The sequence below is a fragment of the Streptomyces sp. SudanB25_2051 genome (assembly GCF_964272635.1).
Classification (GTDB): Bacteria; Actinomycetota; Actinomycetes; order Streptomycetales; family Streptomycetaceae; genus Streptomyces.
This window is the reverse complement of the sequence record NZ_OZ186787.1, coordinates 6509112-6525837: the sequence shown is the minus strand read 5'-3', so window position 1 is coordinate 6525837 and position 16726 is coordinate 6509112. Positions and strand designations below refer to the sequence as shown.

At 72.2% G+C, this 16726-nt stretch carries 15 protein-coding genes; 3 read left to right on the top strand and 12 right to left on the bottom strand.

What is annotated here, in order from left to right:
- Nucleotides 1-166: 166 nt before the first annotated feature.
- Together ACSUPT_RS28670 and ACSUPT_RS28665 are read left to right on the top strand one after the other, a co-directional pair.
- Nucleotides 167-2674, top strand: coding sequence for a helix-turn-helix domain-containing protein (locus ACSUPT_RS28670; protein ID WP_436946093.1), 2508 nt, complete (start codon nucleotides 167-169; stop codon nucleotides 2672-2674).
- Nucleotides 2675-3251: 577 nt separating this feature from the next.
- The gene (locus tag ACSUPT_RS28665; protein ID WP_436946092.1) at nucleotides 3252-3818 is read left to right on the top strand and encodes a hypothetical protein; all 567 of its coding nucleotides are present in this window, start codon (nucleotides 3252-3254) and stop codon (nucleotides 3816-3818) included.
- 134 nt (nucleotides 3819-3952) lie between these two features.
- Here ACSUPT_RS28665 and ACSUPT_RS28660 read toward each other — a convergent pair whose 3' ends face one another.
- The gene (locus ACSUPT_RS28660; RefSeq protein WP_436946091.1) at nucleotides 3953-4492 is read right to left on the bottom strand and encodes an SMI1/KNR4 family protein; all 540 of its coding nucleotides are present in this window, start codon (nucleotides 4490-4492) and stop codon (nucleotides 3953-3955) included.
- Between the two features lie 354 nt (nucleotides 4493-4846).
- Between ACSUPT_RS28660 and ACSUPT_RS28655 the strand changes: the two genes are divergently transcribed.
- Nucleotides 4847-5887 carry a vWA domain-containing protein gene (locus ACSUPT_RS28655; RefSeq protein ID WP_399218435.1) on the top strand — a complete coding sequence of 347 codons (1041 nt, stop codon included), beginning with the start codon at nucleotides 4847-4849 and terminating at the stop codon, nucleotides 5885-5887.
- A 43-nt stretch (nucleotides 5888-5930) separates the two neighbouring features.
- On the opposite strand, the gene ACSUPT_RS28650 is transcribed toward ACSUPT_RS28655, so the two are convergent.
- The 11 genes from ACSUPT_RS28650 to ACSUPT_RS28600 form a co-directional block, all read right to left on the bottom strand.
- Nucleotides 5931-7028: an insulinase family protein gene (locus tag ACSUPT_RS28650; RefSeq protein WP_436946090.1), complete on the bottom strand. Its 1098-nt coding sequence runs from the start codon at nucleotides 7026-7028 to the stop codon at nucleotides 5931-5933.
- Nucleotides 7029-7060: 32 nt separating this feature from the next.
- Nucleotides 7061-8251 carry an insulinase family protein gene (locus ACSUPT_RS28645; RefSeq protein WP_436946089.1) on the bottom strand — a complete coding sequence of 397 codons (1191 nt, stop codon included), beginning with the start codon at nucleotides 8249-8251 and terminating at the stop codon, nucleotides 7061-7063.
- On the bottom strand, nucleotides 8248-9477 hold the full coding sequence (locus ACSUPT_RS28640; protein ID WP_436946088.1) for an MFS transporter: 1230 nt from the start codon (nucleotides 9475-9477) through the stop codon (nucleotides 8248-8250). Before ACSUPT_RS28640 ends, ACSUPT_RS28645 begins: the two co-directional genes overlap by 4 nt.
- Nucleotides 9474-10217 (bottom strand): hypothetical protein, encoded by a 744-nt coding sequence (locus ACSUPT_RS28635; RefSeq protein ID WP_351966042.1) that lies wholly within the window; start codon nucleotides 10215-10217, stop codon nucleotides 9474-9476. The genes ACSUPT_RS28640 and ACSUPT_RS28635 overlap by 4 nt, the downstream gene beginning before the upstream one ends.
- Nucleotides 10214-11050, bottom strand: coding sequence for a hypothetical protein (locus ACSUPT_RS28630; RefSeq protein WP_436946087.1), 837 nt, complete (start codon nucleotides 11048-11050; stop codon nucleotides 10214-10216). The genes ACSUPT_RS28635 and ACSUPT_RS28630 overlap by 4 nt, the downstream gene beginning before the upstream one ends.
- A 663-nt stretch (nucleotides 11051-11713) precedes the next feature.
- The gene (locus tag ACSUPT_RS28625) at nucleotides 11714-12724 is read right to left on the bottom strand and encodes a hypothetical protein (RefSeq protein WP_436946086.1); all 1011 of its coding nucleotides are present in this window, start codon (nucleotides 12722-12724) and stop codon (nucleotides 11714-11716) included.
- A gap of 175 nt (nucleotides 12725-12899) precedes the next feature.
- The gene (locus ACSUPT_RS28620; protein WP_436946085.1) at nucleotides 12900-13832 is read right to left on the bottom strand and encodes a hypothetical protein; all 933 of its coding nucleotides are present in this window, start codon (nucleotides 13830-13832) and stop codon (nucleotides 12900-12902) included.
- Between the two features lie 187 nt (nucleotides 13833-14019).
- A complete protein-coding gene (locus ACSUPT_RS28615) occupies nucleotides 14020-14859 on the bottom strand; it encodes an aldo/keto reductase (RefSeq protein ID WP_403500281.1) in 840 nt (279 codons plus the stop codon).
- 15 nt (nucleotides 14860-14874) lie between these two features.
- A complete protein-coding gene (locus ACSUPT_RS28610) occupies nucleotides 14875-15234 on the bottom strand; it encodes a nuclear transport factor 2 family protein (RefSeq protein ID WP_436946084.1) in 360 nt (119 codons plus the stop codon).
- The gene (locus tag ACSUPT_RS28605) at nucleotides 15231-15473 is read right to left on the bottom strand and encodes a heme-binding protein (protein ID WP_436946083.1); all 243 of its coding nucleotides are present in this window, start codon (nucleotides 15471-15473) and stop codon (nucleotides 15231-15233) included. Before ACSUPT_RS28605 ends, ACSUPT_RS28610 begins: the two co-directional genes overlap by 4 nt.
- A 39-nt stretch (nucleotides 15474-15512) precedes the next feature.
- Entirely contained in the window at nucleotides 15513-16718 is a 1206-nt protein-coding gene (locus ACSUPT_RS28600; RefSeq protein WP_436946082.1) for an MFS transporter, read from the bottom strand.
- Between the last annotated feature and the right edge of the window lie 8 nt (nucleotides 16719-16726).

Sequence of the window (16726 nt, the reverse complement as noted above, 5' to 3'; positions counted from 1 at the left end):
TCCGTTGTCTCCTTCTCGTGTTCTCGTGAGGTGGCCGGCGTGGCCGCCGGCTCGATCACGATGGGGTTCGCGCAGGTCGGACAACAGGCCATGGGACCGGCCATGCGTGGCCGGTCGCCGCGCTACGCTCTGGCTGCCGCCGTACCCGTGCGAGGTGGGAGCCGAATTGACGGAGGAACTGGGCACGCTGCTGCGCCGGTTACGCAAGCAGGCGGGTCTCACGCAGGAGCAGTTGGCGGAGCGGTCCGCGGTGAGCGTGCGCACCATCCGCAGGCTGGAGACGGGGCGGTCGGCCGACCACCGGCTGACGACCTTGAACCTGCTGGCGGACGCCCTCGGTGCCGACGCGGAGGAGCGGCGGCGGCTCACCGACTGCTGGGCGGGCAGCCGGCCGTCCGCCGGGCCTGAGCGGCAGGCCGACGCGCCGGACGGGCAGGCGGCCGCCGAGCCCCCGCCCGTCCAGCCGCACGACCCGCGGATGCCTCCGGTGCCCTCGGCCGTTCCCGCGCCGCGCACGCCCGCCACCGCGCCGCGCACGCCCGCCACCGCGCCGGGGGCGCCCGCGCCTACGCCGGGGCCGGCGGCGGGACCGCCGCCCGCGTCCCACTCCCCCACCCCCGTGCTCGCCGACGCCGCCGCCTCGCTGGCCGCTGAGGTCAGGCGTCGCTGGCGACGCGAGGAGGGGCAGCGCCGCGTCCACGATCCGTTTCCGCTGCCCGTACGGTGGCAGCCGCTCCCCCGCCATCTGACGGACCACCCCGAGAACGTCCAGCGTCTGCAACCCGGCGTCGTGGCGGACGGCCCGGACCTGACGGGCGATGTGCGGAGCGTCGTCCACACCTACCGCGGCATCGCGTCCGGCAGGCTGGTGATCCTCGGGCGGGCGGGTTCGGGCAAGTCGATCCTGGCCATCAGGTTCGTCCTCGACCTCCTCGCCGCGCCGGAGGCCCCCGCCAGGGTGCCGGTCATCTTCGGTCTGGGCTCCTGGGACCCGGCCGCCACCACGTTCCGGGACTTCCTGATCGACCGGCTCCTCCAGGACCACCCCCATCTGGCCCGCCGGGTCGCCAGCGGCTCCACGCTGGCCGCCGCGCTGGTGGACGCCGACCTGATCCTGCCGGTCCTCGACGGCTTCGACGAGATCGCGGAGAAGCTGCGCCCGCCGGCGCTCGACGCTCTCAACGCCACGGCGCTTCCGCTGGTGCTGACCAGCCGCCGGGACGAGTACGCGCGGGCGGTCCGCGCCGCGAACACACCGCTCGTGTGGGCCGCCGGGATCGAACTCACCGACCTCACGGTCGAGGACCTCGCCGCCTACCTGCCCCGGTCCGCCAGGTTCGCCCCCACCGAAGGCGCCGCCGGCGGCGGCCCGTGGGAGCTGGTCCTCGGACGGCTGCGGAGTGCCGACACGCCGGCCGCCGTCCGTCTCGCGGAGGTCCTGCGCACCCCCTTGATGGTCGTCCTGGCACGGACGATGTACGGCGAGGCGCCGGGGAAGGACCCGGCGGAGCTGCTCGACGCCGCGCGGTTTCCCACCGCGGGCCACCTGGAGGAGCATCTGCTGGCCGGCTTCGTCCCGGCGGTCTACCGGCGCCGGGCCCCCGAACGGCACGAGGACGGCCGCGGGCAGCGGAGCTGGGACCCGGACCGCTCCGAGCGGTGGCTCGGCTATCTGGCCCACTCCCTGAGCCGGGGCGCGACCGGCCGGCGGGACCTCGCCTGGTGGCGGCTCGGCCACACCCTGCCGACCCCGACGCGCATCCTGCACGTCACGCTGGTGTCCGCGCTGTGCATGGCCGCGGCCACCTGGCTCGTACAGCTGCTGGCCCTGCCCTCGGGTGTCCTCGGGCCGATGGGGCTGGAGACCGTGGTGCTGCAGGGCGCGCTGGTCGGGGTGCTCACCGGCGCCGCGTTCGGCATCGCCTACTCGGTCCTGACCGTCTTCAGCCGGGCACCCGCGGTCCCGTCCCGGGTGCGGCTGAGACTGCCCGCAGCCGACCGCCGGGTCGGACGGCGGCCGGTCCGCGCGTTCACGGCGCGCTTCGGGTTCATGATGCTGGGCGGGTCCGTGCTGGGCGTCGGGTACGCCTGGGCGGTCGCGCTGCTGCGGGCCCTGGACAACGGCCTGCCGCTGTGGGAGACGGCGATGGCCAGGGACACCCTCGTCAACATGCCGGTCTTCGCGCTGATCTTCGGGCTGTCGTCCGGTCTCGTCTTCGGGATCCTGGCGGCGTTCGAAGCGCCCATGGACATCACCGCCGCGGCCACCCCGCTGCGGCTGCTGTCCGTCAACCGCGCGACGGCGGGCCAGCAGATCCTCGTACTCGTACCGATGCTCACGGCCGGCATCGCCGTCTGCGGGTACGCCGTGACCGGCCTGCTCCAGGGACTTGTCGGGCCGCTGCTGTGGCCGCTGGAGGGCGCTCTCCTCATCGGGGCGGTCGCCGGGCTGGGCGGCTCCACGTCGTATGTCTTCGCGTTCAGCGCGTGGGGGCAGTGGCTGACGCTGTCCCGGGTGTGGCTGCCGCTGACCGGCAGACTGCCGTGGAACACCGCCGCGTTCCTGGAGGACGCCTACCGGCGGGGTGTCCTGCGTCAGGCGGGTGCCGTCTACCAGTTCCGCCACATCCGCCTGCAACACCACCTGGCTCACGCCTACCGCCACCGCGGCTGACCGGCGATGCGGCTGACCGGCGATGCCCCGGCGTCGCGGAGCAACAGAGCGGTTCGCGGGCGGGGCCGTTCGCAGAGATGCCGCTCCTCATCGAGGCAGCGCGGTGCTCATCCGATCGGTTCCTCGCAGTCCGCATGGGCGGACCGTGTTGCGTCGGAAGGGTCAGTCGGGCCGGAAGTTCCCGACGGATGAGCAACGTGCGGGCACGAAGGTGGGCTCGCTACCGGGGCGCGTGAGGCGCCGTAGCGTATGTGGAGGCGGATGAGGCGTCGACGGTGGTTCTGACCGCGGCACCCCTCGGAGGGGGTCGTCTGGGCACTCGAGAGAGCAACGGCACCCGCGAGTGCCGCAGGAAAGTGGATGGAGCGCCGCCCGCCAACGCACTGCGGCGGCCGCCCGTTTGTCTCGTAACGCTGGAAAAGTGCGGGGAGGAAGCTCTGCATGCCGGCACGGAGGGACGGACTGTTGGCTCAGGCTGGGCAATCAAGAGAAAGACAACTCACAGCCAACTTGATTGAAATATCATCAAATCGCTTCCCCTCTGCTTCCCCGCACCCTGAAAGAGAAGAACCTGACTGTGAGCGAGCAGACCGTCGCCATCCCCCCGATGCCGGAAACGCCTCCTCCATCTCCCCGACGGAAAAATTATGGCCCGTTCCTGGTCGGCCTCGGCACAGGGATCGCGACAAGTGGCGTCGTGGCACTGATCCTTTTCCTCACGATCGGCGGCTCCCGCGCGTCCGATGCACCAGCCGTAGCCGTTTCGCCGTCGGCAAGTACCACACCGGCGGCTGCTGCCACGGCTCAGGAAGCCACCGAGGCCCCTGAGGAGGTGTTCAACAGCACCCCTGGGGCGGGTGACTTCACCATGACCCTCAAAATCACCTCGAAGCAGTGTTTCGGCTCTGCCGGGTGCAACCTCACCGTGGAACCGCAGGTGTCCTACGCCGGACTGCTGCCGCTGGACCCGGGCAAGGAGTATTCCCTCACCTATGAGGTGCACGGCTCCGAGGATGGCTCGATCATTCAGACGATGGAGCTGTCCGACCAGACTTCCTTGTCATACCGACCCACCGTACTGACAACGTCCACAAGCAAGACCAAGCTGACCGTCGAAGTCACGGATGTGGAGGAACGCGGGTAGGCGACAGCTCATCCCCGGCGGCAGGGGGCGGTCGGTCTGAACGGACGTCGCGGCAGCCGCGTGAGGCCGTTCCACAGGCGGCAGCCGCACCGGCTGGGCCGCCTCGCGCAGCTGCGGGGCCTCACTCCGTGCGGTTACTCCAGCACGTCATCGTTGGATTCGAACCGGTGGTCCTGAGAGAGAAGACCGGAGAAGTACCCGCTCTCCGCCTCACCGGTCAGGATGGAGAGGAGGAACGGGGCGCACGAGGTGGCGTGGTGCTCCCATCCGGGTCCCCTGCCCTCGTTGAGCATCACGGTCCACTCGTCCGGCTTCAGTCCCGGCCGGACCAGCCAGTACACGTACGCCCCGCTGCCCTCGACGTACGCCCAGGGGATGACCCGTGCTCCCGTGTCCCGGACCTCGTCCGGGACCGGCTCCGTCTGCCACAGACAGGCCAGGACCTCGGCTCGCTCCGCTGCCGCGGCGACGAGTTCATAGTCTTCGTCCGGGCACGCGGGGTCCAGGAGCCAGACGGTCTCGTCGAAGACACCGCCGCCGTAGATTTCGACGAGTTGCTTGTAGTCGCCGGGAAGCGGCGTGCCCAGTGCCTGCTCGACACCAGGCCAGTCACGGGAGTGCCTCGGGCCGGTGGGCGGGATGAGCGCGGTGAGGCGTTCCACGGCAGGATGCACAGCGGACGGGTTCCTTTCCGAGTGGCCACGCGTGTCACACGCGTTGAGGGCGCTGACGATAGTGGTACCGATGCCGAATCAGCTGCGGTTCTCCGTCTCCTGGCTGCTGTGAGTCCCGGCGCGGCACCTCAACTTCCCCTGCGGAATCAGCACTTCACCAACACCCCGCCTATTCAGCCCACTCCCCCCTCCCGCCACTCCGGCACCGCCGGTGGTCCCACCGCGACCCTGCTGGAGCGCCGGGGCTGCGCCCCGAGGCGGTGCGGGCTCGACCCGGTCTGCGGGCCCGGCCGATTGTCAGTGGTGGGTGAGACGGTGGAGACATCGAGTTCGGAAACGAGGGGGAGCCCGACCATGTCCGGAAGCCAGAACTACATCAACCACGTCGCCCTTGTGCTGGACGCCAGTTCGTCCATGTCGCACCTGCGGAACAAGGTCGTCGACGTGGCCGACCAGCAGATCGCCTACCTCGCCCGCCGGTCCAGGGAACTGGACCAGGAGACCCGCGTCACCGTGTACGTGTTCGCGGACAAGGTGGAGTGCGTCATCTACGACAAGGACGTACTGCGCATGCCGTCGCTCAAGCAGCTCTACCGGGTCGGCGGCATGACCGCCCTGCTCGCCGCCGCGCTCAAGTCCCAGCGCGAACTGGCGCAGACCGCCCAGCTCTACGGCGACCACAGCTTCCTGACGTTCATCCTCACGGACGGTCAGGAGAACGCCAGCCACCGCTGCCCGGACGCCCCCGCCACCGACCAGCGCCGGCTCACCGAGGCCGTCTCCGAGATGATCGAGACGCAGGACGACAACTGGACGCTGGCCGTCCTCGTACCGGACCAGATGGGCAAGCGCGAGGCCATGGCGTGCGGCTTCCCCAAGGACAACATCGCCATCTGGGACGCCACCAGCACCCAGGGGCTCGAAGAGGCCGGACAGGTCATCCGCGCTGCCACCGAGAAGTTCATGGTGGGCCGTACGAAGGGCATCCGCGGCTCGCGGGCGGTGTTCTCCACAGGCGCGGACGTGGTCAACAAGGACTCGATCAAGGCAGCCGGTCTCACCCCGGTCAAGCCGTCGGACTACCAGCTGGTCGCGGTCACCCGCGACGCCGCGATACGCGACTGGGTCGTGGAGAGCGGTCACACCTACCGCACCGGGTGCGCGTTCTACCAGCTGAGCAAGTCGGAGAAGATCCAGGCCCGCAAGCAGATCGCGGTCCTGGAGAAGAAGACGGACCGGGTCTACACCGGGCCGCAGGCCCGCGCCCTCCTCGGCCTTCCCGACACGGAGGTACGCGTCAAGCCCGACCACAACGGCGACTACACCATCTTCGTCCAGAGCACGAGCGTCAACCGGAAGCTCGTCCCCCACACCCGGCTCCTCATCATGGCCTGACCCCCGGCCGCGCCACCCGGGAGGCAATCGGGGTGCCGGCCGGTCAGGCCGGCCAGGGCGTCATGCGGTCCAGCAGGGACTCGGCCGTCTTCGTGGCGAGTGCCTGGTCGTACGGCTCGGTCCACTGCTCCCATCGCGGGCCCGTGCCGGTCGCCTCGGCCAGCAGGGCGTCCCGCACGTGCCACGGCAGGTCCATACGGCTGCGGCGGGCGGCGTAGCCCTGTGCGGCCGCCGCCACCGCCGTGGAGACCACCTTGGGCCGGTGCTCCTCCGACAGCAGCGCGTCCCGCAATGCGGCCGCGGCCTCCGCGCCGTTCCGGGCGTCGCCCTCGCCCCGGTACGCGGACAGGACGAGGTCGCCCCGGGGGCAGCGCAGCGCCATGGCGCCCAGCGGGGTCGCCGCCATGGACCTCGCCAGCCGGTCCGCGGGCGAGCCCGGGCGGATCAGCGCCTCGTCCAGGCAGTCCTGCCACGCCGGCCGGGGATCGGCGTGGCGGGGGCCATGGGTGTGGGCGATGCCCCAAGCGGGCACCGGGCCGGGCGCCCGAGCCGGCGGGGCGTCCGCCTCGGGCCGGGGCGGGCCTCCGGGGAAGAGCTCCAGGCCGGTGTCGAGGTGGTGCCCGGTGACAGGGCCTGCCAGGACGAGTGTGGCCGACCGGGCACCGTAGTGCTCTTCGACATGGGAGAGGACGCCCTCCGGGGACACCTCGCGCACCGTGTCGGGGGCCGCGTCGAGTTCGCGGCCCAGGCCCGTCTGCGGGACCAGCAGCTCCGCCACGGCGGCGCCCACTCCGTGCCCCGCCGCGCCTGCCGTCATGGACAACTCCAGCGCCACCACGGGGCGTTCCCGCTCCACCGCCCGACGCAGCCGGGCCGGGTCCGGACGGGTGAGCGCGGCGAAGGCCCGTAGCGCCGCGTCGGCCTCCTCCGGCATCACGTCCGCCACGAACGTGGTGTGGTGGCAGGAGGTGACCGCCGCGATCGCGAACGAACCCATCACCGCGTGCGGCACCGCCGCCGGCACGGCGTGCTCGCACACATGCGCCAGCCCCGGCGCGCCCACCGGATCGAGGGCGAAACCCACGGGTACGGCCAGGCCGATCGAGACGTGTGGGGCCTCCGGCAGTACGACGGCCCGCACGCCTCCCACCCGCACCGCTTGTGCCGTCCGCGTCACCAGGCACCCTCCAGTACGCGCTCCAGCCGGTCGCGGTCGGCCACATCGCCGTGGACCGCCCACTGGGGGCGCGCCCCCTGCGGTATCCCCGCCGGCGGTGCCGGATCCTCGGCACGCGGCATGCCTCGTACCGTCGCCTCCAGCACGCACCGCTGCTGCGCCGTCGGCGCCTGCGCGGCCCGCAGGCGCGCGAGGGCCGCGCCACGCGCCCGCGCGAGGCCCGCCGCCGCCTCCCGCGCCGCGGAGGCGGGGAGAGGAGCGGCCGTGAACTCCCTCGCGGTGGCGGCCATGTGGCGGGCGCAATCCTCCAGCCGGTCCGGTGTCGTACTGACCGTCATGACCAGTGCCACCGAGCCGCCCCGTACCAGCGGCACCGCGGCGATTCCGTACGCCAGGGCGCGCCGAGCCCGCAGGGACGCGAACAGCCGACCGGTGTACGGGCGGCCGAGCAGCTCGGCCGCGACCGCCGCGTAGCCCGCGGCCCCCGGGCCTGCGACCGGCAGGGCGAGGGTCAGCTCGGCCCTTCCCGTCGCCGCAGCCGCCGGAGTCGTACCGCTTGTCGCCGCCCCGCCCGTCCCAACCCCGGCGGCGCCGCCCGCGGCGCCTACCGCCACGGCGGTCGTACCGCCCGTGGCCGCAGTCGGCCCGGCAGGTCGCTGTCGGCCCGGCGCGTACGCCACGGGGCCGGCCGTCCAGGTTCGGCTCGGCGTCTTTGGGGGCTCGTAGGCGTGATCGGCCGGGGCAGGGTGCCGGTCGGCGCAGTGCCAGGCGGCCAGCACCCCGTCGATCTCCTCCCCGCTGTAGGTGTCGTCGTCCGCGCCCCAGCACGCCGACCACCGGCTGCGGCCCCACGCCGCGCACTCCACCGTGTGCAGCGCGCGCTCCAGCGGGTCGGCCAGTTCCGCACGGGCCGCGGACCGGCGCAGGGCGTTCAGGGCCTGCGCCGCCCGGTCGCTGACCGGGTCCATCACCGCCCAGGCGCTCTCCGGCAGGGCCGCGTCGTCCGCCCATACGTGGACCTGCACACCGTGCGGCGTCAGCACCGCCCGCAGCGCGCCCCCCGCGGCCGCGGCCCGGCCGGCCGGGCTTCCGCTCAGCGGGGAGGTCGCGACGGCGAGCGCGAGCGCCGCGAGACCCGGCCGGTACGCGGTGAACCCGCCCGGCACCCAGAAGGCGTGCGCCGTCACGCGGCGGCCCCCGACTTGTGCCAGCCGGCGAGGAACGCCGCGGTCAGGCCGGCGGCCGCGACGGCCCCGATGAGGATGACCGGGCCGAGCGCGTACGTGTCGGCCAGCGCGGGGAGCAGTACCGACGAAGTGGCGAGCGCCGCGTTGGCGACGCTCCGGCGCAGCGCCATGACCTGGCCGATCATGGCGGTGTCGGTCTCCTTCTGCCAGCCGATGGAGGCTCCTGCGGCGATGAACGAGTTGGCCACCCCGCCCAGTACGCCCGCGAGCAGCATCAGGGGCAGCGGCGCGGCGCCCATCACCGCCACCGCCACGGCCGTCAGGGGCACGAACGCGGCGCCCAGCAGCAGGGAGGTGCGGGGTGTCCAGTCGCGGGACGGCAGGACCACCATCGACACGAACACCCACGCGGCGCCGACGCACGCCGGGTACCAGCCGGCCTGGGACTCGCCCAGGCGCTCGCTCGCCGCGACGATGACCGCGGCGGTCGCCCCGCCGAAGAACAGGAAGTACGCCGCCTCCGCGCACAGCAGGCTCCGCAGCCGCGCGGTGGAGCGTACGAGGGTGAACCCGGCGCCGAGCCGCAGCCGGGCGCGCACGGGCGTGTCGGCCGGTGCGGGTGCCGTGCGGCGTGCCCGTACGGCGAGGATGCACAGCGCGCTCGCGGCGAACGAGGCGGCGTTGACGAGCAGGGCCGCCGCCGGACCGAGGTGCGCGAACAGCAGGGCGCCGGCCGGCGGTCCGAGGACGATCGTCGCTCCGGTCAGGCCCTCGAAGCGCGATACGGCGGCGGGCAGGGCCGGTTCGGGCACGATCTCGCGGATCAGTCCCTGGAGGGCCGGCACCGTGACGGTGTTGACCGTCTTGACGAGCGCGGCGCACACCAGGGCCGCGGGCACCGAGCGCAGCGCCACCGCGCCCAGGAGGGCGAGGACCAGGCCGACCGACAGCACTTCCCCGGCCAGGACCAGCCGTCGCCGGTCGAGCCGGTCGGCCAGCACCCCCGCCCACGGCGCCAGGACGATGACGGGGAGCGTCTCGACGGCGAACGTCAGTCCGGAGGCCAGCGCGGAGCCCGTCTCGGCGAGCACCCACAGAGGCAGCGCGATGTACTGGATCATCGTGCCGGACATGGAGAACAGCTGCCCCGTCCACAGCAGGGCGTAGTCGCGGCCCGGCGCGGCCGGCTTCCCCGAGGGCTTCACGGCGTGGGCGGCGGAGGTCATGCTGCTCCCCCCGGCCAGCCGCTCAGGCGGGCGGTCGCCTGGGGTTTCGTCTCGTGGTCCGGCGCCGCCGCGAACACCTCGGCGACCGCCTCGGCCAGGACGTCCAGGGCGTCCAGGGCGCGGGTGTCGCTGGAGTTGGCCTCGACCTCGAACCACCAGTGGGCGGCGCCCTCGTCGGCCCGGCCGCCCAGGGGTGTGAGTCTGCTGCTGTCCAGGGTCAGCCCGAGGACGAGCCCGTCGCCCAGCCGCCACATCACCTTGCGGCGCCGCTGCACGGCCTTGCCGTACGGGGCGAGCTCGTCGAGGCCGGTGCCCAGCCGGCGGTGCAGCCGTTCGACGGGCGCGGTGGCGCCGCGGGTGACCGCCCGTGAGATCTCCTGTGTCGGCACGCGTTCGGCGACCTCCAGCGCGTCACGGCGGTCGCCGGCGTAGCGCACGGTCTCCTTCAGTACCAGCCAGCCCGTGCCGGTCATGGCCCCGTAGTTCACCAGGGCCGCCAGGGAGAGGCCGGTGTCGTTGAGCCGCCACGAGGGGGTATCGAAGTACAGCGCGGACTGCGCGAAGGTGTGGAGTTCGCCCACCTCGCCGGTGAGGGACTTGGCCGCCGTGTCGAGGACGGCGCGCACGAGGTGGTCTCCGCGTTCCGGATGCTCCGCGTCCCAGTCGGCGGCGGCGTGGTCGACGCGCCACTTGTACTCGTACTCGACTCCGACCAGTGCGGATGGTGTCTGGCTGGTCACGCAGGCGCCCCTGTCGTGGGTGAGGTGGGGGTGGGGGGTGGCGGGGCCGGTGCGGTCTCCGGCCGGCGGCTTGACCCGGGCGGGGCGGTCTCCGGCCGGTGGTCCGGCACCGGCGGGACGGTGAGGACGTCGCACTCGGCCGGATCCATGCCGATGGCCGCGGCGCAGGCGTCCCGGACGGCGGCGGCTGCCGGGGGCGCGGGCCGGAAATGGCCGGACTTCAGGTTCACCACGGCGCCGGTGACGCGGCCGGAGAATACGGGGGTGATTTCACCAGCGGCGCGCACGCGGAGCCGTTCCGGCACCAGCATGGGGTGCGCGACGGGAACGCCCGCCACAGTGGCCCGGTTTCTGCCCAGAATGAGGTCGGCCATGCGGAAAGGCCGCGTCCAGATCCGGAGCCGGCTTTCGTCGTCCACGACGTACATATAGGCGACCGGACGATCCTGGGGCTCCGGTTTCCAGTCCTCTAGGAATACGACCTCATTCCGCATCGATTTCGCGGCGGAGGCGTATTTCGTCTCGAACACCGCCCGGTCGAACTCGATGACCGGAGGGTCCCCGCCGAGGATCCGGACAGGCGGTGGGGGGCCTTCGGGGAAGGGGCTCAGGTCGTACAGGCGCTGAATCCCGCGGGCGACTTCGCGCCGTTTCGGCCTGAGCAGTTCGACTGCCGGTCCGGTGGCGTCGAGCAGCGCGAACCGGATGGTGACCAGCTCCTCCATCAGCACGAACACCCTCGCCTGCGAGGACGGCCCGTACCGCTGGACGTACCGGCGCTCCACGTCGTCGAATCGCGCGATGAGCCGGCGCGCTTCGGCTTCCTCTATCATGCCGCTTGGCTCCGTCGTCATGGCGAGAGCCCGGAAGGGCGGGACGCGTATCGGGCGTCCCGCCCTTCCGGCTTTCTCAGGCGCTGGTGAACCCGGCCTGCGTGGCGGCGAGCGCCTCGCGGGTGTCGGACTCCAGACCAAGCTCCTCGAGCTCGGCAACCAGGGCGTCGATACGCGACTCGGTCATGTCACTCTCCTTTCGGTTCGGTGATCAGACACAGACGACGGTGAAACGGAATCCGGTGCTCGCACACCGTCTTCCGGCCACGGCCGAGGAACATCTAACGATAGGGACACCCACCCGTCAACGGAAGTTACCGGGAATTTCCCCAGGCTCTTCGACGCCTATGTAAACCTTCGATCTGCAATTGACCGAAAACGCTTTCCAAGCGCGTCCGGATCGCCCTCCTTGTTCGCATAAATCGACGCTGTAAGCGAAGGGGCTTGTTCCGGATGGCCGAGAAGGTTCGGTGCCGGCGTGCCGTCCGGGGTGGCGCGGGGAGTTCTCGACGTGGGCGTCGTCGGCCGCGCCCGGATGCCTTCGGCGCGGCTGGATCGGGCCGCCGCGGCCGGGCGGGCACCGGCAGGCGGCGCGGGATCGACGCTGGGCGGGATGCGGGCCGGTCCCCCGGCGGCGGGACCGGCCCGTATCCCGTCCCCGCGTCAGCGGGCGTCGGCCACGTGGGCCAGCAGGGCCGCCGCGTCCTCGGGCGCGAGGGGGCCTTCGTACACCAGGTCGCCGGTCATACCGGGGAAGAAGCGGCCGGCGGGCCAGCTCCTCTGGTACGGGGGCGGGTCGACGACGACCAGCCGGACACCGTTCACGCGGGGGATGTCGGCGGGGTTGCCCTCGTTCCAGATCCATTCGCCGTCGGCGCCCACGAGGTTGAAGGAGCCGGTGGTCGGCACCATTCCGGGCTGGTCCCGGCAACAGGCGACGGCCTCGGCCGAGGGGGCCTGGCCCTGCACGAGACCCCGGCCGATCAAGGCGTCGGCGAGCAGCGTGTACAGCTGGAAGTTGTCCCCGATACCGGACATGCGCAGGGCGAAGGCCGCTCCGGTGGCCCGGTCCAGGGCGATCAGCGGTTCGTCGTCCAGGACGGCAAGGGCGTACGCGAGGCACTTGAAAGGCTCGCCGGACAGCTCGGCCACACGCGCCACGGCAGCCCGCAGTTCCCGGCGGCCGGGGGTTTCGCGGCGTACCCGCGGCGAGTTGAGCATCGCCACACAGGCCATCTCGAACTGCGGGAGCGCCTGCCACGCCATGACGGGCTCGAAGCCGAACGTCTCGAAGTCGGCCTCCCGCACCTCCTCGCCCTCGTGGTCGGGCAGTTCGCCCCGGCCCGCCGCCGCCCATCGTTCGCAGAAGGCTGCGGCCTGCTCGAACGCGTCCAGGGCGCCCGCGAAGACGGCGGGTGCGCAGCCCGTCGGGTCGGCGCCCCCCTCCACGCACGCGCCGACCATCACGGCCACCACGCCTCGCGGCCCGGGCGGAACCTCCGTGAGGAGCGCGGCGAGCCGGGGCCCGGCGTCCCGCAGCTCGTCATCGCCCGCATCGCCGAAACCCCGCGTCAGGTCGGCGAAGGCGCGCTCCGCGGCGTCGGCGTCCTTGGCGCGTACGGCGAGGTCGAATCCCTTGACGGCGGCTGAAATCCGCCTGCGTCTGAATATCACCCGCGCACCATAGCCGCCGTCTCCGACAGCCCGGCGCGCCAGACACCTCGGGCGTCTCCGGACTCCCGCGCCGCGCGAGACCACTGAGTGCATCGAGGTCCCGGGACGTCGGTGGCGGGGTGCGGTGGCTCCCGTTGCGACGGGGGCGCGGTCCTGCCAAGAGCCGAGTCCGCTCTCAGGCTTCGACGCGCATCCACGTGTCGCCGGCGCGAAGCCACAGAAGGCCGTCACGGCCCTGGCCGCAGCGCATGACCACCCGTCCGGGCACTCGAAGCCTGCGCTGCCCGGTCACGTTCGAGGTATCGCCATCCAGCTGGACACGCACCACCCGGGTCGACCTCCAGTGGTGAACGCGTCTGGTCAGGACCGCTCGATGACCTCGTACGGCGAACCCGTCCGGGTCGTGTACGGGGCTGGGCCAGCTGGTCACCTCTCCGGTCGACGGGGTGATCCGCGTCAGGAACGTGCCGCCCCGCCGACTGCCTGAGTACCAGACCAGCCAGACCCGGTCTCCCTCGGTGGCAGCGGTGCATCCCTCCAGAGGCGTGTCAGGAAGGCGGTTTCCCGGAGCCCAGGTGGCCCGGCCATCGGCGCTCCAGCCGGCGAGTCCGGCTGCGGACTCCGGGTGCCCTCCGTAGATGCCTTCGTCTCCGTAGGCCGTCCAGATCGATCCCTCGCGGTCGGTCACCAGAGCGGGGATGTCGTCGCCGACGCAGAAGGCGGCTTCCTGTTCACCGCTCTCCAGGGAGAACACCACCGCGTTGGGGCTCCATGCTCCCGACTCGTCCTGGCCCGCCCGACCGCCGACGATGAGCAGCCGGGCGTCCGGGAGGAGAGCGATGTGGCTCGGGCGGACCGGGACGTCCTTGACCGGTCGACGCCGCAGCGAGCCGTCGGCCTGGCGCGTCATGAGCACCGCGTCGAAGGGGACCTGCGGGACCCATCCCACCCACCCCTTCACGTAGCGACTGCGGCGCAGGCACTGCCGGTGGACGAGCAGAACAGCCAGCTCCCCCGCCGGGCCGGCGGTCCACCACAGAGGGCGCCGCCCCGCCCAGAGATCCGTCACGGGCCGCTTCCAGACCCTCTGCACGTCGACCGTCGACATCGCACCCCCCTGCCGTCAGATGCAGCACCGAACATAACTGCTGACGAGAGCGGTGGCGGGCCGAGGGCCGGAGGGAGCGCCCCCCTGGTGCGGGACCGGCTCTCGAAGACCCCACGGGTTCCGCCTCCGCAGCGGGTGTCGTGCCGGTCCTGACAGCCGGTCCGGCCGGCCACCCCTGCCCCTCAGGTCAGGCTCCGTTGAACTCGTCCGGGTGCGGGCCGGTGCGCAGGTCGCGGTCGAGGCCGGCGATCGCGGTCATCTCGTCGTCGGTGAGGGTGAAGTCGAAGACGTCGAGGTTCTGGCGGATGCGCTCGGGCGTCACCGACTTGGGGATGACGATGTTGCCGAGCTGCAGGTGCCAGCGCAGGACGACCTGGGCGGGGGACTTGCCGTGCCGGCCGGCGATGTCCGTGATCGCCTCGTCCTTGAGGACCGCCCCCTGTGCGAGCGGGCTCCACGCCTCGGTGGCGATGCCCAACTCGGCGTGCGCCGAGCGCAGTTCGCTCTGCTGCAGGCCAGGGTGCAGTTCGACCTGGTTGACGGCCGGGACGAGCTCGGCGCCGTCGATCAGCCGCTTCAGGTGGTCGGGCTGGAAGTTGGAGACGCCCGCCGTGCGGACCCGGCCGTCGGCGACGAGCTTCTCGATGGCCTTCCACGTCTCCTTGTACAGGTCACGGGCCGGGGTGGGCCAGTGGATCAAATACATGTCGACGTACTCGAGGCCCAGCTTGGCCAGGCTGTCGTCGAAGGCGCGGAGCGCGGCGTCGTAGCCTTGGTCGGCGTTCCACAGTTTGGTGGTGACGAACAGGTCCTCGCGGGCGATCCCGGAGGCGGCGAGGGCCTTGCCGACGCCCGCCTCGTTGCCGTAGATCGCGGCGGTGTCGATGGAGCGGTAGCCGGCCTCGAGGGCGGAGGAGACGGCGGCGGTCGTCTCCTCGTCCGGGACCTGGAAGACGCCGAAGCCGAGCTGGGGGATCTCGACGCCGTTGTTGAGCGTGACCGTGGGGATGCTGCTGTTCGATGCCATGGTGCGGTTGCCCTTTCAGACGGTAGTACGGGGTGTGCGGGGGGTGAGGGTGTAGCGGACGGTCTGGGCGCTGATGAGTCCGTCGCGGAAGACGAACGTGTCGACGCCGTCGGTGACCTCGTGGGTGTCGGTGACGGCGCTCCACCGCAGGAACAGCACGTCACCGGCGAACTGCGGGCTCAGCTGCCAGTCGGCGTCCGGCAGGTCGGCGAGCAGCCTGCCGATGCCCCGCCGTACCCCCTCGCGTCCCGTGAGCGTGCCCTCGGGGGTGAGGAAGACGGCGTCCTCGGTGTAGTTCCGGCTGATCAGGTCCAGGTCGCCGGTGGTGAGCCGGTTGCCGTGGTCGGCGAAGACCTCTTGCGGCGTGCGGCTCATCGGGCGGACCCGGCGAGCTCGGCGAGCGCGGCGGTGGCGAAGCCGTGGTCCTGGCCGGGGGTGCCGCCGCCGACGCCTATCGCGCCGACCAGCCGGCCGCCGCGGTGAACGGGGATGCCGCTTGCGTCGAGGACGGTGACGCTGACCGTCACCCCGGCGGCCTCCACGGCGCGGCGGGCGGCGGTGACCAGCGTCTCGGCGTCCCGCGTGGTCAGCGGGGCTGGGGTGGTGGTGCTCATGAGAGGTCCTTCTCGAAGGGGTGGCTGTGGGCGGGCGGGTCAGGCGGGGACAGGCGCGGGGTCGGCCGCCGCGGAGCCGGTCACGACGCGGCTCGCCCCGCGGGTGCGCCGGTCCAGACGGGCCGCGAGGAGGGCGAGCAGCAGCGCCGTACCGGAGAGGATCGCGCCGACCCAGTTGGGGGCGGTGAAGCCGAGGCCCGCGGCGATCACGACACCGCCGAGCCAGGCGGCGAGGGCGTTGCCGAGGTTGAAGGCGCCGATGTTGGCGGCGGAGGCGAGGGTCGGGGCGGCCGAGGCCTGGTCGAGCACCCACTTCTGCAGCGGCGGCACGGTCGCGAAGCCGAGGGCGCCGATCAGGGAGAGGGTGATCGCGGCGAGGAGCTTGTGGTGTGCGGTGGCCGTGAACAGCAGCAGGGCGGCGGTGAGGGCGGCCAGGGCGGTGAAGAGCATCGGCATCAGGGCGCGGTCGGCGAACTTCCCGCCGAGCAGGTTGCCGAGGAACATGCCGACGCCGAACAGGACGAGCAGCCAGGTCACGGCGCCCTCGGTGTAGCCGGCGACCTCGGTCATCATCGGTGAGATGTAGGTGATCGCGGCGAACACCCCGCCGTACCCGAGGACGGTCATCGCCATGGCGAGCCAGACCTGGACGTTGCGGAAGGCGGCCAACTCACCGCGGACGCTCACCGACTCCGGGCGCCCCGCCTCGGGGACGAGCCTGGCCACGCCGAGGAGACCGACGACGCCGAGCGCGGCGACGATCGCGAAGGTGACGCGCCAGCCGGCCGCCTGGCCGACGTACGTGCCGCCGGGGACGCCGACGATGTTGGCCACGGTCAGCCCCATGAACATGAGGGAGATCGCGGAGGCCTTCTTCTGCGGGGCGACGAGGTCGGCTGCGACGACGGAGCCGATACCGAAGAACGCGCCGTGGGCGAGGGAGGCGACGATCCGGCCGGTCAGCATGAGGCCGAAGCCGGGGGCGACGGCCGACAGGACGTTTCCGGCGATGAACAGGCCCATGAGGAACATGAGCATCTTCTTGCGGGAGACGCGGGTGCCGAGCACGGTCAGGAGCGGGGCGCCGATGACGACGCCGAGCGCGTAGCCGGAGACCAGCCAGCCGGCCGTCGGGATGGTGACGCCGAAGTCACCCGCGATCTGGGGCAGCACACCCATGATCACGAATTCGGTGGTGCCGATCCCGAAGGCCCCGATGGCGAGGGCCAGGAGCGCGAGTGGCATGGAGGACA